The organism is Bradyrhizobium sp. 2S1 (assembly GCF_011516625.5).
GTDB classification, from domain to species: Bacteria; Pseudomonadota; Alphaproteobacteria; order Rhizobiales; family Xanthobacteraceae; genus Bradyrhizobium; species Bradyrhizobium septentrionale.
In genome coordinates, this window is record NZ_CP147718.1 from 54,233 (window position 1) to 75,908 (window position 21,676).

The 21,676-nt window shown below is 60.2% G+C and carries 17 protein-coding genes and 5 pseudogenes; 10 read left to right on the plus strand and 12 right to left on the minus strand.

Annotation, left to right across the window (positions count from 1 at the left end):
• Window positions 1-45: 45 nt before the first annotated feature.
• The 3 genes from HAP54_RS50920 to HAP54_RS50930 form a co-directional block, all read right to left on the minus strand.
• On the minus strand, window positions 46-744 hold the full coding sequence (locus tag HAP54_RS50920) for a FadR/GntR family transcriptional regulator (RefSeq protein WP_166214532.1): 699 nt from the start codon (window positions 742-744) through the stop codon (window positions 46-48).
• Between the two features lie 88 nt (window positions 745-832).
• Window positions 833-1,234, minus strand: a complete 402-nt coding sequence (locus HAP54_RS50925) for a Rieske (2Fe-2S) protein (protein ID WP_210297570.1) — start codon at window positions 1,232-1,234, stop codon at window positions 833-835.
• Between the two features lie 131 nt (window positions 1,235-1,365).
• The gene (locus HAP54_RS50930) at window positions 1,366-2,289 is read right to left on the minus strand and encodes a VOC family protein (protein ID WP_166214531.1); all 924 of its coding nucleotides are present in this window, start codon (window positions 2,287-2,289) and stop codon (window positions 1,366-1,368) included.
• Window positions 2,290-2,450: 161 nt separating this feature from the next.
• Here HAP54_RS50930 and HAP54_RS50935 point away from each other — a divergent pair, with 161 nt between their 5' ends.
• The 6 genes and pseudogenes from HAP54_RS50935 to istB all read left to right on the plus strand — a co-directional run bounded on the left by HAP54_RS50935 (window position 2,451) and on the right by istB (window position 7,284).
• Window positions 2,451-3,362 carry a LysR family transcriptional regulator gene (locus tag HAP54_RS50935; protein WP_029084543.1) on the plus strand — a complete coding sequence of 304 codons (912 nt, stop codon included), beginning with the start codon at window positions 2,451-2,453 and terminating at the stop codon, window positions 3,360-3,362.
• A 75-nt stretch (window positions 3,363-3,437) separates the two neighbouring features.
• Window positions 3,438-3,812 (plus strand): hypothetical protein, encoded by a 375-nt coding sequence (locus HAP54_RS50940; protein WP_166293507.1) that lies wholly within the window; start codon window positions 3,438-3,440, stop codon window positions 3,810-3,812.
• A complete protein-coding gene (locus HAP54_RS50945) occupies window positions 3,791-4,138 on the plus strand; it encodes a hypothetical protein (protein WP_166293508.1) in 348 nt (115 codons plus the stop codon). Before HAP54_RS50940 ends, HAP54_RS50945 begins: the two co-directional genes overlap by 22 nt.
• Before the next feature lie 172 nt (window positions 4,139-4,310).
• On the plus strand, window positions 4,311-4,988 hold the full coding sequence (locus tag HAP54_RS50950) for a fumarylacetoacetate hydrolase family protein (RefSeq protein ID WP_176422285.1): 678 nt from the start codon (window positions 4,311-4,313) through the stop codon (window positions 4,986-4,988).
• A gap of 92 nt (window positions 4,989-5,080) precedes the next feature.
• A pseudogene (gene istA, locus HAP54_RS50955) lies at window positions 5,081-6,563 on the plus strand (IS21 family transposase).
• A complete protein-coding gene (gene istB / locus HAP54_RS50960) occupies window positions 6,472-7,284 on the plus strand; it encodes an IS21-like element helper ATPase IstB (protein WP_166217968.1) in 813 nt (270 codons plus the stop codon). The pseudogene istA and the gene istB overlap by 92 nt, the downstream one beginning before the upstream one ends.
• A gap of 24 nt (window positions 7,285-7,308) precedes the next feature.
• Here istB and ltrA read toward each other — a convergent pair whose 3' ends face one another.
• The 3 genes and pseudogenes from ltrA to HAP54_RS50975 form a co-directional block, all read right to left on the minus strand.
• Entirely contained in the window at window positions 7,309-8,559 is a 1,251-nt protein-coding gene (gene ltrA / locus HAP54_RS50965) for a group II intron reverse transcriptase/maturase (protein ID WP_166208664.1), read from the minus strand.
• Window positions 8,560-9,228: 669 nt separating this feature from the next.
• A pseudogene (locus HAP54_RS50970) lies at window positions 9,229-10,076 on the minus strand (IS630 family transposase); the annotation flags it as partial.
• Between the two features lie 43 nt (window positions 10,077-10,119).
• Window positions 10,120-10,232: pseudogene (locus tag HAP54_RS50975) on the minus strand (IS5/IS1182 family transposase); the annotation flags it as partial.
• A 298-nt stretch (window positions 10,233-10,530) separates the two neighbouring features.
• On the opposite strand from HAP54_RS50975, the gene HAP54_RS50980 reads away from it, so the two are divergent.
• On the plus strand, window positions 10,531-11,205 hold the full coding sequence (locus HAP54_RS50980; protein WP_224742111.1) for a host specificity protein: 675 nt from the start codon (window positions 10,531-10,533) through the stop codon (window positions 11,203-11,205).
• A 427-nt stretch (window positions 11,206-11,632) separates the two neighbouring features.
• Complete coding sequence (locus HAP54_RS50985; protein WP_166293513.1) at window positions 11,633-12,532, plus strand: type III secretion protein; 900 nt, start codon at window positions 11,633-11,635, stop codon at window positions 12,530-12,532.
• Between the two features lie 22 nt (window positions 12,533-12,554).
• On the opposite strand, the pseudogene HAP54_RS50990 reads toward HAP54_RS50985, so the two are convergent.
• Window positions 12,555-13,609: pseudogene (locus HAP54_RS50990) on the minus strand (IS630 family transposase).
• Window positions 13,610-13,707: 98 nt separating this feature from the next.
• Window positions 13,708-13,995 carry a ParB N-terminal domain-containing protein gene (locus HAP54_RS50995; protein WP_224742112.1) on the minus strand — a complete coding sequence of 96 codons (288 nt, stop codon included), beginning with the start codon at window positions 13,993-13,995 and terminating at the stop codon, window positions 13,708-13,710.
• Here HAP54_RS50995 and HAP54_RS51000 point away from each other — a divergent pair.
• Complete coding sequence (locus tag HAP54_RS51000; protein ID WP_175619232.1) at window positions 13,994-14,299, plus strand: hypothetical protein; 306 nt, start codon at window positions 13,994-13,996, stop codon at window positions 14,297-14,299. The two genes, HAP54_RS50995 and HAP54_RS51000, sit on opposite strands and share 2 nt — an antisense overlap.
• Window positions 14,300-14,630: 331 nt before the next feature.
• The gene (locus HAP54_RS51005; protein ID WP_166293515.1) at window positions 14,631-16,040 is read left to right on the plus strand and encodes an integrase catalytic domain-containing protein; all 1,410 of its coding nucleotides are present in this window, start codon (window positions 14,631-14,633) and stop codon (window positions 16,038-16,040) included.
• Window positions 16,041-16,384: 344 nt separating this feature from the next.
• Here HAP54_RS51005 and repC read toward each other — a convergent pair whose 3' ends face one another.
• The 4 genes and pseudogenes from repC to HAP54_RS51025 all read right to left on the minus strand — a co-directional run bounded on the left by repC (window position 16,385) and on the right by HAP54_RS51025 (window position 21,667).
• Window positions 16,385-17,617 (minus strand): plasmid replication protein RepC, encoded by a 1,233-nt coding sequence (gene repC, locus HAP54_RS51010; RefSeq protein WP_166293517.1) that lies wholly within the window; start codon window positions 17,615-17,617, stop codon window positions 16,385-16,387.
• Window positions 17,618-17,832: 215 nt separating this feature from the next.
• The gene (gene repB, locus HAP54_RS51015; RefSeq protein ID WP_166293519.1) at window positions 17,833-18,852 is read right to left on the minus strand and encodes a plasmid partitioning protein RepB; all 1,020 of its coding nucleotides are present in this window, start codon (window positions 18,850-18,852) and stop codon (window positions 17,833-17,835) included.
• 2 nt (window positions 18,853-18,854) lie between these two features.
• Window positions 18,855-20,060, minus strand: coding sequence for a plasmid partitioning protein RepA (repA, locus tag HAP54_RS51020; RefSeq protein WP_166293520.1), 1,206 nt, complete (start codon window positions 20,058-20,060; stop codon window positions 18,855-18,857).
• Window positions 20,061-20,583: 523 nt separating this feature from the next.
• Window positions 20,584-21,667 (minus strand): annotated as a pseudogene (locus HAP54_RS51025) (site-specific integrase).
• Between the last annotated feature and the right edge of the window lie 9 nt (window positions 21,668-21,676).

A 21,676-nucleotide genomic window follows, 5' to 3' on the forward strand; every position in this document is an offset into this window, starting at 1 on the left:
CGTGCCGCGAGGCCTGGAGACGGGCGAAGGTTATGTTTTGAAGCGCTAAATCGGCGCGAAAGGACCGAGCAAAGCCTTCCGCACTTCCTCGAGATGACGGCGCATGTGAACTGCAGCTTCGCGCGCCTCGCGCGACTGTATGGCGCGAAAGATCGCATCGTGCTCGTGCGTGATATGGGCGCGCCGAGCCTTGGCGGCGGGCAAATCTGACAGCCGCCCCCAGTTCCTCTGGGTCTGGCTTTCCTGAATCATGACCAGAAGTTTCAGCAGCAGTTGATTCTTTGAAGCCTGTCCAATGGCGAGATGAAACGCCTGGTCGAGCGCGCGCCATTCCTCCCAGGACTCTTTATTCTTCGATTCTTCCAGTATTTCTTCCATTCTTTCGACGTCACTTCCCGTCGCGCGCTGCGCCGCGAGGAACGCGATCTGCGGCTCAAGCGAAAGCCTGGCCTCCAGAATTTCAGAAGGATTGGTTTCCAGGACAGGACCCGGATCCCCGAACGAGGAGACTTGCAGCGATTCCGGAGGCGCGCTCATGAACGTGCCCTGTCCGACGTGCCTCCAGATCACCCCTTCATCCTCAAGCTTGGCCAAAGAGGTCCGGAGGCGGCTTCGGGTCAGGTTGAGGTCTTCGGCGAGCTGACGCTCGGGGGGCAGTTGCTCGTTGGGGCCGAAACCGCGTTCCTTCAAATAGTTACGCAGGATCTGGATGGCGCTTTGCCGGGTGGCGGAAATCTGATTCATTCGCCCAATATCAACCAATTTGAGGCGAATGACAAGAACGGCACGCGCGATTGTGCTCGTTTGCCGGACTACCCCACCCGAACTGGCGTCAGTTGGTCACGACAGGTTCGCCGATCAACTTGTCGTCCGCCCCGAGGAAGAATCGTATGTCCCCCTCGTACGAGATCGCGATCTCCACCGGGCTCAGCGATTGGCCAAGACATGGCCCCAGGACGCAAACGCCGGTTTCTATATCGAATATCGCCCCGTGCGCGCTGCAGAGGATGTGCTGCGCATCGCCGGTAAGGTACGCATTCTTCTTCCAGGGAAGCGGCGTGCTACCGTAGTGAGGGCATATGTCCACATAGGCGTAGACTTTGTTTCCCCTGCGCACGACGAAAACGGTGTCCCGCCCCCTCTTGAACGGGTCAAAGCCGTAAGCTTTGCCGTCTTCCAGATCCGAGAGACGACACACCACATCGGTCAGCGGCCTTGTTTTGTCTGCGCTCAAATCATCAGCCTCGAAACCTAGAGCAAAAGTTCTGAAAGTGCGCCATCGGCGGCAGGATTTCCGAGAGATAAGCAAACACAGCCGCAGGGCGCGGAAAATCCTCGCGCGCCGCATTCGTTAGGCCGCGCGACTCAGCCGCCGGGAGCCCATTTTGCCCGATGTTCGAGCAGGAATATCTGGGAATGCTCGGTCATCATCGGCAGTTCGCGCGCTTCCCACTTGTCGTCGAACACATCCATGTCCGCGTCAAATTCGGCGTGGGTCCCCATTGGGCTGTTGAAGTACCAAAACCAGTTGGAGCCGAACTTGTGGCGGCCCGGTCCCCAGAATGACTGGTATCCCTTTTTCACCATTCGCGAGCCGGCAAGCATCAGCTCGGTCGGTCCCTGCATATGGAATGCAAAGTGCTCGAGCCCTTTCATGTATTCCGGGGTTTGGATCAGGAACAGCGTGTGGTGGTCGGTGTTTAACGCGGGACGCAGGAATGGCCCTCCTCCGGTGAACCGATCCATCAAGGTAAAGCCGAGACGCTCGACGTAGAACGCCTCCATCTTCGCCGCATCGGGCACGAAATAGACCACATGCGACAGGGTTCGCGGCAAGGCTTCGGCGTCCTCGTTGGCGCCGATTTCGTTGAAGCCTCGCTGTGGAGCAGCGCCGGGAGAATTGATACGTTCCGGAAGCAGGTTCAGCTTGCGCCGCCGCGTAACGCGGAAACCAAGCGCAAAACCCATGTCGTCCACCGCTTCGACGGTGCCATCCGACTGAACTCGGACTTGCCTGTCCTTGCTCAGTTCTTCCTTGAGCTGATTCAGCGTCTCCTGATCCTCGACGCCATAGATCGTCTTTCTCAGCATGCTGTTGGTAGGCAGCGGCGGTGGCAGGTTGGGATCATCCTTGCGATAGACGGACAGGCCCGTCCCATCGAGGGCCTCGTAGAAGCCGGACCCGTCCTTCTCCCCCCTGTGCTTCAAGCCAAAATCGGCGATGAACGCAGCGCACGCCTCCACGCTGTCGACACCGAACACCAGCTCATCGGGGCCAATGATCTTCACGGGTATCCTCCTCGATTGTTTCTTCTCGGATACGCCTAACTCACCCGGGAACGCCGCAGGTGGTCTTCCGCTGCGGCCAGCATACGATCTGGCAATTCATCAAGGAAATGGATAGTTTCAATCATCTGTATTCAGAGAATCCATAAATCCGGAGCTGGCAGATGCGGTTCAACAACCTCGATCTCAATCTGCTGGTGGCGCTCGACCACTTGATCGTCACAAAATCCATCAGTGAGGCGGCGGCGCGCATGAACCTCAGCCAGTCCGCAATGAGCAATGCGCTCAGTCGGCTGCGCCAATATTTCGACGATCCACTGCTCGTCAGGGTCGGCCAAAAGATGGAACTAACAGTGCGCGCGGAAACGCTGCGCCCGGAAATCACCGACGTGCTCACACGCATCGAGGCCGCCTTGGCCACCAAGCCGGCTTTCGACCCAAAAGCAGCAAACCGTGAATTCCGGCTGCTCGTCTCGGACTATTCGCTTCATACCATCATTCCGTCGGCACTCGAGCTCACAGCGCCCTTTGGCGAGCACATCCGTTTCCAGTTCTTGCGGCAGAGCGAAAAACCCAATGTCTTGCTCGAGCGCGGTGAGGCTGACCTCTTGATCGCCCCCCGTATCGTCTGCTCTCCCGAACACCCTTCGGTCAAACTGTATGAAGACGATTATTGCTGTGTAGCTTGGCGACGCGGCAAATACGGCAAAGGCCCCCTCACCCGGAAGGCTTTCGTCACGGCAGGCCACGTCCGATATCTTTCCTCGACAACTTCGGGCGCTCTCGATTCCGTTCTTCTGGATCAACTCGGGATCGCGCGACGCACTGAGGTTTCGACGTTCGCTTTTTCCTCCGTGCCGCATCTCGTTGTCGGCACCGATCGCATTGCAGTCGTTCATCGCCGCACAGCGCAGCTTGCGGCACGCCACCTTCCCATTGCGATCCTGGAAATTCCGTTCCGACTGGAACGCTTCGAACAGCAGATGCAGTGGCATCACTATCGCAGTCGCGATCCAGGCATCATGTGGGTGCGGGAGATCTTCACGCAAGCGGCCGCCAAAATGTTGCGGAACTAGATCCGGTGGTAGCAGCTTCACGCCCTTTACAAAACGATACGTATCGTTCATTTATTATGCGTGACGGAGATGAGAATGCACGTTACCGTTCATTGGTTCGTCGAGCCCGCGACGTCGATCTTGACGCGCATCGGCACGGTTACGGCGCCAGTGCAGCTTTCAGTAAATGGCATCGAGACCAAATCGTCGGATGAGCAGTTCGAGGCCCTCATGAGCGGCACGACAGATGCAGCCGTGACAGCCATGGACAATGTCATGGACTGGAACCTGCGGCCCGGCGCAGGGGATTTGCGCATCGTCGCACAGATCGAGCGGACAACTCCCCTTTCTCTTGTCGGCACCGCGGCTACAACCGATGTCCGAAGTTTGAAAGATGGGACAGTCCTCGTCGACGCGTCGGCGAACGGTTCGTTGTGGCCGCCAGGGCTTTGCTCGATGAATGCGGGTTAGATAGCGGATCCTATACGCTCAAGCCTGCCGGCGGCGTGCGCGAGCGCTGCGAGACGCTGCTGGCAGGAGGCGGGGACGCCACCCTGCTCGGCCCGCCATTCGACGGCATGGCCGTTGCGCGGGGTGCGCGGGTGCTGGCGCGCGTGAACGACCATTATCCCGCGTTTCCTGGCCTGGGACTTGTCGTGCGCCAGAGCTCATACGATCGCGTTCGCGCACATGTGGTGGCGTGGCTTGCCGCAATGGAACATGCGCGCGCATGGGCACAGACGAATAAAAACGCTGCGGTTGTGCGTCTTGCAGCAACCGGCATTCCCGCCCTCTAGCCGAAACCTTGATCAGCTTTATCCCGAGTTCGCTCGTACCCGACCGGGACGGCATTGTACTCCTCATTGCCCAGCGCCAGCGCGCGGGTCTACGCGGAGGCAACGTCAACTATTCAGATCTTGTCGATTCCGATCTACTCGAAAGCGTTGCCTCTTCGCTGGAGCCTAACCGATGATCCTCCAAGAATACGGCCTCGCAACTTTCCGCACCGATACCGAAATCCCGCGGGCGGGCTTTGCGATCGGCGAGCGCATTGCGGCACTCGACGATCTCGTCCGTGCCTACCCCTCCCCCAGTTACGAGCGGCTCGCGGGCAAGAGCGTTCTCGATCTTCTCCAGGACTGGGATAGCGCTTTGGAGGCCGTCAACAACTTGCGCGCGGCCATTACGGAAACGGTCATTCAAGATCACTTCCGCGCGTTTTCGGATGTTGCGATTTGTCCTCCGGTCGATCTGCCCCGCCAGGTCTTCTGCACGGGCGCCAACTACCGCAAGCACGTGATCGACCTGACGCTGGATATGGGCGTCGGCCCCGAGGGGCTTGACGCTGCGGGTCTCAGGCGCTGGGCGGAGAACATGATGGACGAGAGGGCGGCGACGGGCGAGCCCTATGCATTCACCAAACCGGTCTCCACGATTGGCGGAGCCTACGACGCGCTGGTTGTGCCTACCATAGAGGAAAAGCCCGATTGGGAGCTTGAGCTCGGCGTCATCATCGGCCGCGGCGGCCGGAACATCTCTCGGGCCGATGCGATGTCTCATGTTGCGGGCTATGCCATCGTCGACGACGTGACCTCGCGCAGTCTGATCGCCCGCACCGACTATAAGCTGTGTTTCGGCATGGAATAAGGCCCCCGTTTTCGGGGTGATCGGCATCCAATCGGGACCCCGGGATAAGGGTCCACAGTGGCTTCCATCGAGTCATGGAAGCCGAGGTTGGGATGCTGGTGGTGGAGACGATTGGTAAGATCCGTCGCGCCTACTTTGTTGATGGTCGTCCGATCAAGGCGATCTGCCGAGAACTTGGCGTATCGCGGAAGGTGGTTCGCAAGGTCATTCGTTCTCAAGCGACGGAGTTCCGGTACGAGCGCGAGACGCAGCCGCTCCCGAAGATGGGTGCCTGGAGTGCCGAGCTTGATCGGTTGCTGGCAGGGAATGAGAGCAAGGCGGCGCGGGAACGGCTGACGCTGATCCGGCTATTCGAGGAGCTTCGCGGCCTGGGTTATGCCGGCGGCTATGATGCGGTTCGTCGATACGCACGACGGTGGAGCAAGGAACGCGGCCCCTCGACAGCGTCGGCTTATGTGCCGCTGAGCTTTGCACCAGGCGAAGCCTACCAGTTCGACTGGAGCCACGAGGTCGTCCTGCTGAGCGGCACCACGGTGATGGTGAAGGCTGCCCATGTCCGGCTCTGTCACAGCCGCATGCTGTTCGTGCGGGCCTATCCGCGGGAGACGCAGGAGATGGTGTTCGACGCCCACGACCGGGCATTCGCCCTGTTCAAAGGCACCTGCACCCGCGGCATCTACGACAACATGAAGACCGCGGTGGAGGCGATCTTTGTCGGTAAAGGCCGTCTCTACAATCGCCGCTTCCTGCAGATGTGCAGCCACTATCTGGTCGATCCGGTCGCCTGTACGCCAGCGTCGGGCTGGGAGAAGGGGCAAGTCGAGAACCAGGTCGGGCTGGTCCGGGAACGCTTCTTCACGCCGCGGCTGCGGTTCAAAAACCTCGACGAGTTAAACGCCTGGCTGCTCGACAAATGCATCGCCTACGCCAAGGCTCATCGCCATCCGGAGCTGACCGATCAGACGATCTGGGACGTGCTCGAAGCCGAACGCCCCAAACTCGTTCCCTATGCCGGCCGCTTCGACGGCTTCCATGCGGTGACGGCATCGGTCTCGAAGACCTGCCTGGTGCGCTTCGACAACAACAAGTACTCGGTCGCAGCCAGCGCAGTCGGACGACCGGTCGAGGTTCAAGCCTATGCCGATCGCATCGTGATCCGTCAGGATGGACGTATCGTTGCCGAGCACCCGCGATCCTTTGGCCGCGGCGATACCGTCTACGACCCCTGGCATTATGTGCCGGTGCTCGCCCGCAAACCCGGCGCCTTGCGCAACGGTGCTCCCTTCAAAGACTGGGTGCTGCCGGCCGCGATCGAGCGGATCCGGCGCAAGCTGGCCAGCACCGACGATGTCGTTCTCAATATCCTGGCCCGTCAACGTGAACCCGCCCCACCGGCCAACATCATGACGCCGGCCGCACTGACGCTCCGTCATGCACCGATCGCCGATTGTGCCCGCTACGACAACCTCCGGAGGACCATCTGATGGAACGAACCCAAATCTTCGACCTCATGGGCGAACTCAAGCTCTACGGCATGAAGGCTGCCTTCGACGAGATCATGGCAACTGCCGTTAAGCGCCAGCACGAACCTCAGCGCATTGTCGGCGATCTGCTCAACGCCGAGATCAACGAGAAGCAAGCCAGGTCGATCAAATACCAGCTCACCATTGCCAAGCTGCCGCTCGCCAAGGACATCGCCGACTTCCAGTTCGACGGCACGCCGATCAATCAGACTCTCGTCAATGATCTCGCTGACGGCGGCTTCATCGCCCAACAACGCAACGTCGTGCTGGTTGGCGGCACCGGTACAGGCAAAACACACCTGGCCATTGCCATCGCCAGAAGTTGCATCCGCGATGGCGCTAGAGGACGCTTCTACAACGTCGTCGACCTCGTCAACCGGCTCGAGACCGAAACCCGCAACGGTCGGCAGGGACGGCTCGCCGAGCATCTGACCCGGATGGACTTCATCGTTCTCGACGAGCTGGGCTATCTGCCGTTCGCGCAATCCGGCGGTCAGCTCCTGTTCCATCTCATCAGTCGGCTCTACGAGCGTACCTCCGTCATTGTCACCACAAATCTTGCGTTCGGCGAATGGCCGAGCGTGTTCGGCGATGCCAAAATGACCACCGCGCTACTCGACCGATTGACCCATCACTGCGACATCGTCGAGACCGGCAACGACAGCTGGCGATTCAAAAGCCGCGACGATGTTCAAACAACCCGCGCTCGCGCCGTCTCCGGTCGAGTCGCCCGGGGGAATTTCACCCCCAGGCGCTCACGAATCCGGACGTGAAGCTCGCGCTTCATCCGGCTTCTATCATCCAGCCGTTGGTCTGATGCCGACTTTCCACAGATACAGCAGGCTTGGCGCTCGTTTTGCGAGACGTCCTAGCCAGGATATGGCCGCAGTTTTCCGGCGCTTGAACCTTTTATATTTCCCCATCACCCACCGGGTGAGCACCATGTTGACGTGACGAAGGACGTTGACGCACTCCGAGCGGTAAAACCGCCCGTAGTAGTTCAGCCATCCTCTCGCGACAGGGTCGATCAGTTTGGCTAGGTCTTCCAGCGTTTGGTTGCTCCTGCTTGTCACCCGCCATTCGCGGATAGCCTGCCGGATTCCCTTGGCTGCCTTGCGGCTGATGGCCGGTGCGAAGCTGACAAACTTCTCACCCTTGCTGTCCCGAGCTTTGCGCGGCCGGAACGTGTAGCCGAGGAAGTCGAACGTGATTTGCTCGTACCCTCCGCTCCGATTGTTGTCCTTGCAGTAGACGATCCGGGTTTTCTCCGGGTGGAGTTCCAGACCGCACTCGGCAAGGCGATTACGGATCGCTCCCAGTACGGCTTTGGCCTCCTCCTCACTCCAGCAATGGACGATCGCATCATCAGCGAATCTTTCGAAGCGCAGGTGTGAGAAGGTCCGTTGCATCCATGCATCGAAACAATAATGCATGAAGAGATTGGAGAGTACGGGCGAGACGACAGAACCCTGAGGGGTTCCTCGTGTTCGCTCGTCGCGGGTCCCGTCTTTCCGCTCCACGGTGGCTTGCAGCCACCGTCTGACGTAGAGACGAACCCAGCCCAATTCCACATGGTGGGCTACAGCTTTTTCCATCAGGTCCCATGGAATCGTATCGAAGAACGACTTGATGTCCAAGTCTATGACCCAATCGAATTTCCAGCAGCGCTCGCGCGCCTTCCCCACCGCATCGAGCGCAGAGCGTCCGGGCCGATAGCCGTAAGAGTCGGGGTGGAAGACTGGCTCCACTTCCTTTTCTATGACCATCTTTGCGACCGTCTGGGCCACTCGGTCTCCGACGGCGGGAATGCCGAGTTTCCTGACACTCTTGCCATCGGATTTGGGGATTTCCACGAGACGAACAGGCGGTGGAAAATACGTCCCCGACGACATGCGATTCCAGACCTTGTAGAGATTCCTCTTCAGGTCCTTTTCGAACGCCGCGACGGAGACGCCATCCACGCCCGCGGCCCCTTGGTTTGCTTTGACCTGTTTCCAAGCCTGCCAAACAAGGTGCTTGGAGATATCATACGGCTTTGCCTCGGACATCAGTTCATCCCCATTGCGGGTTGGCTGTTGTCGTTGGCCAGATGATCGGGTCCCTTCGCTCCACCTGCATTACCAGGCTTCATCACTACTGCGAACCCGTCCGCCCCTGCGCCGTGCATCGGTACTCTCCCCTCAGCGGTGCTGCCGCTTTCAGGTTCTCCCTTGGCATCACGACACAGGTTCCCACGTTCCGTGTAAGAGCCTGCCATCAGGATCGCGCCGCCTCTACACCGGTCGTCACCCATCCAGTAACCAGGCTCCCGATAGGCTTGCTCCCAAGGAAGGGTTGAACCCTTGGTTTCGACAACGTCTGTACTGGTTTTCGATGCTTCATCGGCGGTTCGCTTCCGCTCGCCTTCCTGAGGCTTACCTGACGGGCTTGCGCCCGCCTTTTCCAACAACGCTCACCACCTCGACCGTTGTGTCGAAGCAGCTTGTGGTGGTTTGGACTCTGATCCTGCAATCCGAGCCCGAGGGGCCTACCCTCATCTCTTGCACAGCAAGGCTGCTTGAAGGCTTTAGGTCAATTGATCTACCTCCTTCTTCGCGCCGTCGTGGCGCACCAACCCCGACCAGCTCCGACGACCCGAGCGCTACCAGCAGAGCACAGCCGATCAAAGGGGTCCCTTTTGGAGGCCGATAGGGGGTCCCAGTCAAACGCCGATTGACACTTGTCGGCGTGAAATGAAATTGCACGTTGGGGTGGGCCTTGAGCCAGTGCTCGTTTTTCTTGTGGGTGTTGAGGTTGTCGAGGATGACGTGAAGCTTTCGGCCCGGAAAGGCCGCGATAACGCCGTTCATGAAGTCGAGGAACTTGACGCGGCGACGGCGTTTTGAATGAGCCGCGATGATCTTTCCGGTGGCGACTTCGAGCGCCGCAAACAATGTCGTAGTGCCATGCCGCTTGTAATCGTGGCTCTGGCCGGTCAAGGCGCGGCCATTGGGCAACTTCAGATAACCCTGCGCTCGCTCTAAAGCTTGGATCGAGGGCTTCTCGTCCACGCATAGCACAATGGCCTTCGCGGGCGGGACGACGTAGAGGCCAACAACATCGGCGGCTTTGGCCGTAAAGTTCGGGTCGTTGCTCTTGCACCAGGACTTGCGAGCCGCAAGGTCAATCTTGTGGCTACGCAGGAACCGCCAGACATATTGGACATCAACATCGCCCAGCGCCTCGGCCAGCAGCGGGCCAGTCCAGCGCGCAAACCCCTGCGGTGGCGGCTTATCCAGCAGCTTCAGAATCCGCTTGTCGGTGGCCTTCGTATAGATCGGCTGCTTGCCGGGCCGCGGCTTGTCGTGCAGTCCTTCAAGGCCATGATCGGCATAGCGGTGTCGCCAATCCGCGGCTGGACTCCGACTTCTTTGGCGATCGAGCGGGTGCTGCGCCCGTCCGCCGCCAACAGAACTATCCGCGCCCGCTTCAAATCGCGCTGCAGCGTCACCGGCGAGCGACAGCACGCCTCAAGAACCTTGCGGTCTCTCCGCGAAAGGTGGACTTCTCTTGCTTCGGGGATCATCCATATCTTGAATCACGACTCACGTTCCAAGAAAAGTGGGTACTAGCGTCAGGACCGTCTCGATGGCAAGATCGGAATAGCGGGTCGGCCGCCACGCGTCGTGCGTCGAAGCGACTGCCTGCCGGCCAAGGCTTCTTCCGTCAGCCACAGCGTCAGACTGCCGCGCCGTCGAAGGAAGGCTCGTCAGCTTGTTGTCAGATCGCTCGCTTACCCTGCTAGCAAGTCTTAAGTAGACCGACATTGACTACAGCGCAGATCAGTCGATAGGAGCGAATCGCGTGGTTAGCGGAGTCACTGGTTCATCCAGCCAACCCACAAGCGCAGGCCATGCCGATGAATCGGAGCAGGCAGCAGATAATCAGAGGTTTACGGAATCGCTTGACCGGCACTAGTTCGTCGTCAGCGACACGGCCGTATTCCCTTACCGCTGAACCTTCTATCTACGAGATGGACAGTGAATGAGTTCAGGCAAGAGTTGAGGGACTTCTATGGTGTCGACGTCAGGCACATAGCCAATAATCCTCAGGAGTACTCGGATTTCGTGTCCTCAAAAGCTGAGCGCACCGCAATTGTCGCTAGAGTCGGTGCGACCGTAGATGACGAGGCGGGTTCGAAGTACTTCAGCTATCAGTTGGGCGATAAGAGCGTCGGGCTCCTAAGGATGGACCCAGGATTTCGCATCAAAGGGGAAGAGTGGCAGAAGGAATACTTTCCGGACCGAAAAAACATTTCATCGGTCGTGGCTCTTCGAGTTGCGCATCCGCTCGTTGAGAACGCGGGCGACGTTCTGCTCGAACATCAACTTCGGCTCGACGGCAAGAAGCCTTTGATCATGTCACGTCCTGCTAACGATGCGGCGAAGCCCCGTCTGGAGCAGATGGGCTTTGTTGACGTGGGGGAGAACCAGTTCGTGCTTGACCCTAAACGGTCCGATAAGTGGACGATGAACAACGAGGGTGAATGGCAGCGGGCAGACAAGCCCCGGCTGTATCTTCAAGCCGAGAGCGAGGATCCCGTTGAACGAAGTAGCGACGAAGACGAAGGATGTGTCGAGTCAGAGTCGTCCGACGATGATCTTTCTTGGTACGTGGCGCGGGCGCTCAATTTCCGCGGAGGACCGGCGGAATGAGAGTCTAGATAGACTAAAGGGAATGTGCATGAAGGCTATCATGTTCCGTTTTCCGCGTGCCGGGCGCGAAGGGGATATCCCGGCCGCTCCAATCCGTTAGCTTAACGGTGCCGCCTGAGCTCCTCTGTAGGGGCATTGGTGCAGTGAAATTTCATCAGCATAAAGGAGATTGCTTGTGGGAATTTGTTGTTCAAAGCCTTCAGGAGTAGGCTCGCCTTATGATAGTTCGAGCGCCGACGGCGCCTCGCACTCAACGGCCCGCAGCGACAGCGGCGCCAGCGATCGCCAATGGTCCGCGCTAATTTCGACGGCATCGGGACCGGCTGCGACGGCATCGGAACCGGCCGCGATGGCTCCCCGAGTCGCTCTGGGAACGTCGCCGAACACGTTGCAACAACGACGCGGTGTGGCACTACAGCGACATGAGATGCAGCAACTCGCCTACCTCATTGCGGCCATGATGACTGGCGATCCGGTCAGAAGCCCCGCTCGGATCACCGCGGCCGGTCAGACAGTGCACGACGTTCGCCTGCTCCTCAGGCACGGACGCGGCAACGTTCATGCGGATGGCGAGCCGTCCCACGGGCACAACGTCGTAGGCGCACGTCTGGCCTACCGCGGCCTCGATCGCGACAACCAGATGGCATTGGCGGGCGCGCTGGGCGCAGGCTTTTGCGATCAATTCGCGCGCCTCGCTGCAGTCTCGCACGCGCCGCATTTGCGCGATGGTGAATCGGTCGTGAATGCAGGCGGCGAGGTGGAAATTATGGAATTGAACGCCGATCACACCATCTCGGCCACGCGAACTGGACACGCATGGAACGAGCTACGCCGCGGCAACGGACGCGATGGAGAGACGACCATCGTGCAGGACGGCTGGTCGAACGGCCCGGCGGTGCGGCTGAAAGACAGCGCGTGGGCGAACGTCCAGGTGGAGGGAGAGGACCTGAGTCTCGACAAGGACGGCGCCCTGTGGTTGAAAGATCGGCTCGAACAGCTGATACCTCTCGTCCACCCGGACAAAGACGAACACACAGCAAATTGGCTGGAGCATTTGCGCCGAAATCCGACCCAACAGGATCGCTTTTTAGAAACTCAGGTAGTGTCGGCCGAGTTCGCCGCAAAAGCGAGGGAAGCCCTAGAGCAGATTCCGCGGGAACAGCAGGAGCAGTTGGTCTCGATGGCGGCGCAGGAATTCTATGGGCTGTCTCCCCACGAGGCGGGCGCCCCGCATTTTATTCACTCGGTGCTGGAACAGGTTGGGCTCCTAGACCATCAGGATCGTCCGCCGGTGGTGCCGCCGGAATATTGGTGTGGGCCCGCGTGAGATCTGCGTCTAGTACCCGGAATCAGAGCTGAGTGATACGGCGGCCTTTGAAACGGCGTTGACGGACCTTTTTCTTGGTCCAGACGAAGGGCTCAGCTTTGTCGTTGTAGGCGTTGACGTAGGCATTGATGTGTTCCTGCAGCTGCTTGAGGCTTGTGAAGGAGGTGCCGCTAAGTGACTGCCCCTGCAAGATCGAGAACCAGACCTCAACCTGATTGAGCCAGGACGCGCTTGTCGGCGTGAAATGAAATTGCACGTTGGGGTGGGCCTTGAGCCAGTGCTCGTTTTTCTTGTGGGTGTTGAGGTTGTCGAGGATGACGTGAAGCTTTCGGCCCGGAAAGGCCGCGATAACGCCGTTCATGAAGTCGAGGAACTTGACGCGGCGACGGCGTTTTGAATGAGCCGCGATGATCTTTCCGGTGGCGACTTCGAGCGCCGCAAACAATGTCGTAGTGCCATGCCGCTTGTAATCGTGGCTCTGGCCGGTCAAGGCGCGGCCATTGGGCAACTTCAGATAACCCTGCGCTCGCTCTAAAGCTTGGATCGAGGGCTTCTCGTCCACGCATAGCACAATGGCCTTCGCGGGCGGGACGACGTAGAGGCCAACAACATCGGCGGCTTTGGCCGTAAAGTTCGGGTCGTTGCTCTTGCACCAGGACTTGCGAGCCGCAAGGTCAATCTTGTGGCTACGCAGGAACCGCCAGACATATTGGACATCAACATCGCCCAGCGCCTCGGCCAGCAGCGGGCCAGTCCAGCGCGCAAACCCCTGCGGTGGCGGCTTATCCAGCAGCTTCAGAATCCGCTTGTCGGTGGCCTTCGTATAGATCGGCTGCTTGCCGGGCCGCGGCTTGTCGTGCAGTCCTTCAAGGCCATGATCGGCATAGCGGTGTCGCCAATCCGCGGCTGGACTCCGACTTCTTTGGCGATCGAGCGGGTGCTGCGCCCGTCCGCCGCCAACAGAACTATCCGCGCCCGCTTCAAATCGCGCTGCAGCGTCACCGGCGAGCGACAGCACGCCTCAAGAACCTTGCGGTCTCTCCGCGAAAGGTGGACTTCTCTTGCTTCGGGGATCATCCATATCTTGAATCACGACTCACGTTCCAAGAAAAGTGGGTACTAGGAGCCCGTCCAGATATGTTTTCGTGACGGGCATTTGTTGTAGAGTAGCAGGCTCAGGCTGCGTTTGCGAGGTTGAACAGCTTGAGGAGGTTATGGACGGTGCAGATCATTGTCCACTCGGCGCGCACTTCCTCCGTCGCTTGCCGCAGCACGATCGGTTGCAACACACCATACTGACGGACCGATTCCGCAAGCTCCTCGAGCTTCTGTTCGTCGAAGCTGCGACGGGGCTGGTCCGGATCTTCGTCAATACGGTCGATGGCGACGCAAATCGGTTGCCCGATGGCAGCACCATCTTCCGCGGCGTCGATGAGCGGCTTAAAGCTGAGATCAAGCGCCATGTACCGGCTCGTTCATCTGCGCGACGATCTTGGCGAGAACATCGCGGATTTCCCGACCAGCTTCCTGCGCAGAGCGGCGCTTCAGCTTCCCGACCGGCAGGCGTTCCGCAACGGCCTCAGCGTAGCCGTCCCTGGCAACGATCTGGCCCGGGAACACATATTTGCCAGCCTCACGCAAGAGTTGCTCAAGATGCGCCCTTTGACGAGGCGATTTCGTGTTGAAGTTCGAAGGCAGCAGGCCGAGGAATGTCATTCGGCCTGCAATATTGACCCCCTAAGCCGGGGGATCGGCGTCCAAAATTGACCCGCATTGCCTCATCGAAAATGTTACCGAACAATTCCGCTGATGACTGGGGCGGCGTTACCGAATCAGGTCGGTGGCGCCAATGGCGAGCGGGATCAGCATGGGCGCAAGGCGCGAGGTGTTGGCCGTGGTGGCGAGGCGCTACCGTGCGGCTGGACGAGTTGAGAAGGGACGGATCCTTGACGAGTTGACAGCAACGACGGGTTGGCACCGCAAGCACGCGGTGCGAGCACTGTCGGTTGCCGGAAGGGACAGGCCCAGACCACCACTGGACGAAGGGGCAACGAGCCCAACCGAACCAGCGACAAGTCGGCGACGCAAATACGCCAGCGTGCGCGACGCGCTGATCGCGCTGTGGGAAGCCTCCGATCGCGTCTGCGGTAAGCGCCTCGTATCGATGATCCCAGTGCTGTTGCCCGCACTCGAGCGGCATGGCCGGCTGAAGCCAACGAGCGCAGAGCGTGCGCTGCTGACAACTCTGAGCGCGGCGACGATCGATCGGATGTTGATCGACGTTAAAATTGCGGCTGCTGGGGGGCGCCGGCGGCGAGTCGGATTCTACTCGGCGATTCGACGCGAGGTGCCGATCCGCACTTTCAATGACTGGGCAAACCCGCCGCCAGGCTTTTGCGAGATCGACATGGTCGCGCACGGTGGGACCAGCGTCGCCGGCTCGTTTATCCAGACTTTGACCATGGTGGACATCGCAACAGGATGGACGGAATGCCTGCCCCTGGTGACACGCGATGGCAGCCTCGTCGTGGAAGCGATGACGCGAGCACAGGGCCTGTTCCCGTGGGTGATCTGTGGCGCCGACTTCGATAACGACAGCGCGTTCATGAACGACGTCGTCGTTCCATGGTGCCGAGCACAGAAGATCGAGGTAACGCGGTCACGTGCCTACAAAAAGAACGATCAGGCTTTCGTGGAGCAGAAGAACGGTGCGGTGGTCCGGCGGCTCGTCGGATACGGGCGCTTCGACGGGGTCGAGACGGCCCGCGTGATGGCACGTCTCTACGCGGCGGCGCGCCTGCTGGTGAACTTCTTCCAGCCGTCATTCAAGCTCAAAGAGAAGCGCCGCGAGGGTGCCAAGATCATCAAACGCTATCATCCGCCTGCCACACCATACGAACGTGCACTGGGGCACCCGAAACTCCCATCAGCGGTCAAGCGCCGTCTGCGCCAGACGTATCGGACTCTCGATCCCATACAATTGCTTGCCACGATCCGCACGGCGCAGGAAGAGCTCGGCGAACGGATCGGCAAGCGCGGTCTTGCGAAGGTTCCCACCGTATCGCCGGCTGATCCGCTCTCGTTTGCCCGATCGCTCGGCACGGCGGCAAACACCGCCGAAGTGCGGGCCACGCACCGCCGGCCGAAACGGCGATACAAAAAGCGTATTCGCATGCCCTCGAAGCTCGATCCCCATCTCGCGATCATCGAGAACTGGCTCGCCGTCGAGCCACAGCTCACTGCACTGGCCATCGTGGGCAGGCTCGCCACGATCGATCCTTCGATGTTCAGCGACAAGCAGCATTCGATCGTTCAGCGCCTGCTTCGGTCCCTCCGGCGGAAGGTGGCGGAGACAGCCATCGTATCCATGCCCGTGGATGAAATACGGCCCGAGGCTGTGGACGGCGCTGCGTGTGATGAGCACTCCGCCCCGCCCACAGCCTCTCCACCGAGCTGGCCGCGGCTCGAGACCGGTCTGGGGCAGTTCGTAGACCTTCATCCCGGGTAACATTACTTCCTGAGGCAATACGAGGGGTCAAATTTGCAGGCCGATTGACACCGAGGAACTTCGTGTCCTGGCGGCCATAGCGCCTCTGCACGCCGATCACGGTCTGCATCAGATCTTTGACGCCCTTGATCGAATAGTCCTCAAGATAGATGGGGGCGAGCACATCCGTTGCTCCGCAGCCCCTTCATCACGAGGCTGGAAAAACGGCGTGAGGGCCATTGGAGGGTGTTTTGCCATGACGGTCTCTCTGAACGGCCTTGCGTCGACCCAGCGCAGCAGCTGGGTCAGTGCGGGCATTTTCGATCACACGAAAAAGGCAACGTCTGGGACGGCGCCTCTCCGCCTCACGCCCGCTGCTTGTCTCGCCGGCGAGAATTGATCTGCGCCATCAGAATCGGGCCAAGCGAAAATTCGCCGACCTCGGCTTTTCGCGTCAGACCGCGCAGATAGCCGCCGGCGGAATTGATCGCCGTCCCGCGCTGCAGGATACACGCCACGACGATGGCTGCGGGGACCTCTCCCATAACCTTTTGCGCATCCTCCCAGGCGCTCGGACTGATCCCGAGCATCGATCGTACAACGGCCGCTGTGGCCAGGAAATCGCGCCAGTTCGAAACCCCACCCTTCGCATAATCAACGATGTCTGGACACGCACTCAGGACCATTCCTAACGGATACGCCCCCTCCCCGACTCGCGAGGATTGAGGTTTGGGCTCAGCTCCCGCCGCCCTGCCTTTTCGAAGTACAGGTTCAAGATCAATAGGGGCGTCTGGTTTTGAATTCTGTATGTGGCGCTCAGAATGGGACTCATTGGCGCTCGGATTCTTGGATTTGACGTGTGCTTCCAGAAGATTGAGTACGTCGTCGGCAAGCTGAGACAACTCGTCGGCAATCGGCTCGAGCTGCTGACGCGTGGCCGTGCGCGGAATCTGATCGACTATCGCGCGGAAGGCGGCGTGCACGACCTGCCAATCGGCAGGCCCCTGCCCTCCCCTCCGCGTCGGGACGGCTTCCTCGATGCCAGTTGCAATCATCTTCGCGATGTCGCGCCGGCACAGCGTGATGCGCTCTCGTACGAGCTTGAGTGCGCGGGCCTCGGCTTCGATATCGGCCGCCAGGCTCTCGAACTCCTCTGACCGCACGACCAGCGGCGACAGATCGAAGCCGAAGGCGAGCTCGATTTCGCCGGCGTCGTCCTTCCGCGCATACCGCTTGCCATTGGGACTGTCGCGCCGAACGATCAGCCCGGCGTCGACCAGCACGGCGAGATGACGCCGCAGCGTCGATGCCGGCATGCCGTGCGCTCGCCGAGTGAGTTGATGGTTCGAGGGGAAGACGATCAGATCATCCTCCCCTGTCAGGGCGGTTTCGGGATGGAAGGTCAGCAGCGCGTTTAGGACCGAGAGCGAGCGCTCCGACACGCCTAGGCGCGGCCGTGCCGTGCAGATGGCGTGGAAGATCTTCCACTTGTGCACGATCTTTTCGGGAGGACGTTCGGTTGCGACCATCTGGCTTGCCACATGGGCAAGCGTCAGCGATCGCCGCCCAAAGGGCGTCGTTGGAGAGTGTGACTGCATGTCTTTGCCTCAGTTGGGCAAAGAAAATCCGCTCGCCGAAACGGCGCCAGAACGCTTGACAGTGATTCGCGGAAGTGCGATTCTTTGAATGCCAATACAAAGAAGGGGCTTCCGGAACGGCGACGTGACGGGGGCCTTTTTCTTTTGCCTACGGTTCTCCGATGTAGTTGCGGTGGTCTTGATCCGGTCGGCTCATTCCGACCAGGCAAGTTCGGTTATGCCGGTGGGTCGGCGGCTTTGAACTCGTCGTAAAGGGCTTGCAACCGCTCTCGGACGAAGTCGCCAAACCTCGGAGCGACGCGATCGTCGAATATCAGAGTAAGCTTCTTTCCGGCGCGAGAGACCTTCGCGGCGTGCGTTCCATCCTTGGCGGCCCACGTTTCGGCGCGGGCGCGCGACGTCTTCTCGCGCAGGCCATCTGCGAGCGTCTCGAAGCGCTTGTCGGAGTCCAGTGCTCTGAATGTCGGAATTTTGACTATCTCAAGTGCGCGCACACGATTGTTATCTCGCTCCAAGAGGTCGGTTAGCTCTTGCCAGCGCACGCGGCCGAAGGCTGGCGCGGGCCCGATGGCGTCGATGACCGGGGCCGGGATCCTGGTCGCAATCGCGATGAGGCGCGAGAGCGCAGCCTTGTCCACGTTGAGCGACGCCATGATGATTTCGCGGGAGAATTTCCGATCCTCCAGCCGCGCTGCGAAGCGTGCGCGCTCGATGAAGGTCAGATCGGTGCGGCCGCTGTTCTCTTGGCCCTGCGCGATGACGAGTTGCTCATCAGTGAGGGAGCGAACCACTGCCCTCACCTTTATGCCCAGTTCGCGGGCCGCCCGCAGACGGCGATGGCCGAATGCGACCTCGTAGCGCTCAGCGCCATTCGGCTTCGGGCGAACCAGGATTGGGACGTTCTGCCCGTGCTCACGGATGAGCTCGCGGAAGGCGACATTCTGCTCCTCGGTAGCCTCCATGCGATCGGGTACGAAGGAGTTATCAATCAGCGCGGGGTCGAGTTCGACGATGACCTGACCTTCGATGAGCTTTTGCTCGATTTCTTCCGCGCGCTTGACCTTCTCGGAGATACCGCCCAACGACTGCGATATTGCCCCGAGGGCGCTCGATTGTTTGATCGGGCGTTCAAGTCCGAGAAGAGGTCGCGAGCGCTGCGGGGCTGCTTCGTGCACTTCTGCTCGCTGCGCCGAGGCGTCCGCCGTGGGTGGATCGAAGTTGATCTTGCGCGCCATGATCAGCTCCTAGCCCAGACCTGTTTGATCAGGCCTTCGATTTCCCCGTTCACGAGATCGAGCGCTTCGATGGCGCGATCATAGGTGCCCCGGGTGAACTGTTGCCGCTCAACCTCGTAGAGGGTCTGCTTGGTGAGGCCGGCATCGGCGATCGCGGTGCTCTTTACCATGGGGTGTGTGAACACGCGCGAGCCGAAGATAGAGCGCATCAGGCCGACCATCGTCGTCTGTGGTCCATCGCTAGGCTCGTAGCGAGTGACCAGATAGCGCATCCAATCATATTGAGTGGCGCCGCCGGCGTTCGCGACGACGTCGAGAAGGCTCCCCGTCATGTTGAGGAACTGAGACATCGACATCACATCGAGCATCTGGGGATGCACTGTGATCAGGACTGCCGTCGCTGCGCATAGCGCGGAGAGCGTGAGGAAACCGAGTTGCGGGGGACAATCGATCACCACAACATCGTAGGCATCACTAACTTGGGCCAGAGCTTCGCCGATCCTAGCGAAAAACAGTGAATCGTTGCTCTCTCGTGCTATCAACGCCTTGGGCGTCTCATGTTCGAACTCCATGAGTTCGAGCTGCCCAGGAACGATGTGCAGGTTCGGAATGTAGGTGCCGCGAACGATCTCTGGCATCTCCCGGCGGTCGGCGTCGTAGCGAATGGCGCCATAGATCGTTTCATTCTCGCCTACATCAAGTTCGGGTTGATGCCCGAAGAGAGTCGAGAGGCTAGCTTGCGGATCGAGGTCAATTGCAAGGACCCTGTAGCCGCGGAATGCAAGATACTGGGCGAGATGTGCTGCAGTGGTGGTTTTGCCGCTACCGCCCTTGAAGTTCATTACCGAGATGACCTGCAGCGCCTCGGCGTCGCGTCGGTGCGGGACGTATCGGCGGGCACCTTTACCGGTACTATCGAGGTCTCCGCGCAGCGCGTCGATGTCTTCGATCGAGTAGCTCCGACGGCTGTTGGGTGGCGCGGGGGGTCCCTTCCCTTCCGATACGAGCTGCCGAAGATAGCCCTCGGCGATGCCGATAAAGCGCGCGGCTTCCGCGGGGGAAAAGCGGCGTATGGTCTTCTGAGCGGCGGGCGGAAAGTCGCGAAGCTGTTGCGCACGCAACCGCGTCGATAGCTCCGCCGCATCCGCATTGATCAGCGACCGCAGATCGCGGACATTCTGTTCCAGGGTCATAGGCGAGGTCGGCATTCCTGATCTCTGCATCTGCGAATTTTTGAGCAGTTGGCCTCAAAAAGCGCTGATGGCGAGTAATGCCCGATTCTTTCGACGCCGCAAGGATTATTGAGTTAACGAGAAGTTAACAGCCACGGGTGTTGCGACACTACTCGGCGTCGTCGCATATTAATCAGCCCGAGGAGCATGTAGTTGTACGCTGACAACTTAACGACCGCGGGGCCGTTTCCCGAATCAGCTCGCCGCATACTGAACCGAGTTTGCGTCGGCGGGCAAGCAACCGACTGATTCCGACTCGCCGGATTTCGCAAATGGTCTTCGCCAATGGCATTGGACTGCTGCGTCCAACGGACGCCGAGGCTTCAGAATCGAATTATAAGCGTCCGATTTAAGAACAACCGGCAGGTAGATTTCTCTCCAAGCGACACATTCGATTCGGCCTTCTGCGGATTGCAAGTGCAAACTTCGGACTAGAAACGAAGAGGCATCACGCTGGGAGTTGTATGCTGACAACTCAGCCGCATCGGCTGCTAAACTCCTAAGCGGGCGGCGCGCCTTGACTGCGCTCAGCCTCATTGTAGTAGCTGGCTGCCTGTTGCACCGAGCGATGCTGGGATTGCTGCATCGCCTCGGGAAGAGTCACACCGCGCAGGCGCCGCCTCCGTCAGATACCCGGACCTTAGGCCGTGCGCGGAAAACTCCCTCGCCTCGAGCCCCGCCATCGCGCAGCGGCGCTTCACGATCAGGTTGATGGATTGCGGCGTCAGCGCCCTCTCTTCGATGGCCTCCCACCGGTCGATGGCACGAAACACCGGCCCCTTCTTGATATCGGCCCGTTCCAGCCATTCGCGCAGTGCCTCGACTGGACGCCCGACTAGGAGCACCCTTCCCTCATCGTCCGCATCGTCGGTCTTGGTCCGACCGAGCTGGATCGCAAGACACGGCAGAGCCGGCGACTTCGGATCTCGTGGATGGAGGGGCACGGACGGCTCGTCCGTGAGCTGCTCGACGCGGAGCCGGTCGACCTCACTACGCCGACGTCCGCCGGAGGCAAAGGCGAGTAGAAGTATTGCCAGATCGCGGGTGTCAGCGAGCCGGTCTGAGGAGCAGGTCGCGGTCAGTCGGTCCAGGATGTCCCGCGTCACCGCGCGCTTGCTCTTGCGCCGGCGGGGCCGCGGAGAGGCCCGCACCGCCAGCCGGCGTTTGACGGTGCTCGGCGCATGCGGCCCGTCGCTCCGCAGCAAGCCCTCGGCGCGCATCCATTCCGCGACATCAGCCGGCATGCCGTGCTGCGGGCCGGTCTCGCGCCTGGCCGGGTCCCACAGATGATGCGCCACGAATTTCAACGCCAAACTCTCCGACGCTGGCCACGGCAACGCCGCGCCGGTCGCCACCATCGCCCAGGCTTCGAGATAGGCGAGGTCCGAGGCTAGCGCCCGCAGACTATTCTCGCCCATGCCCTCGCGCGCGAGGTGCTTCAGCGTTTCGACGTCGTCGTCGGTCAGGAGCTCGGCGAGCCGGTCGCGCCGTTCCATCGGCAGGATCGCCGAGAGCGTATCGAGCTGCACCGCCCGCCGGGTTTCGGGGTCGGAGATCAGCGCGCGGGAGGTGATGTCGTCCATCGGCGTCGC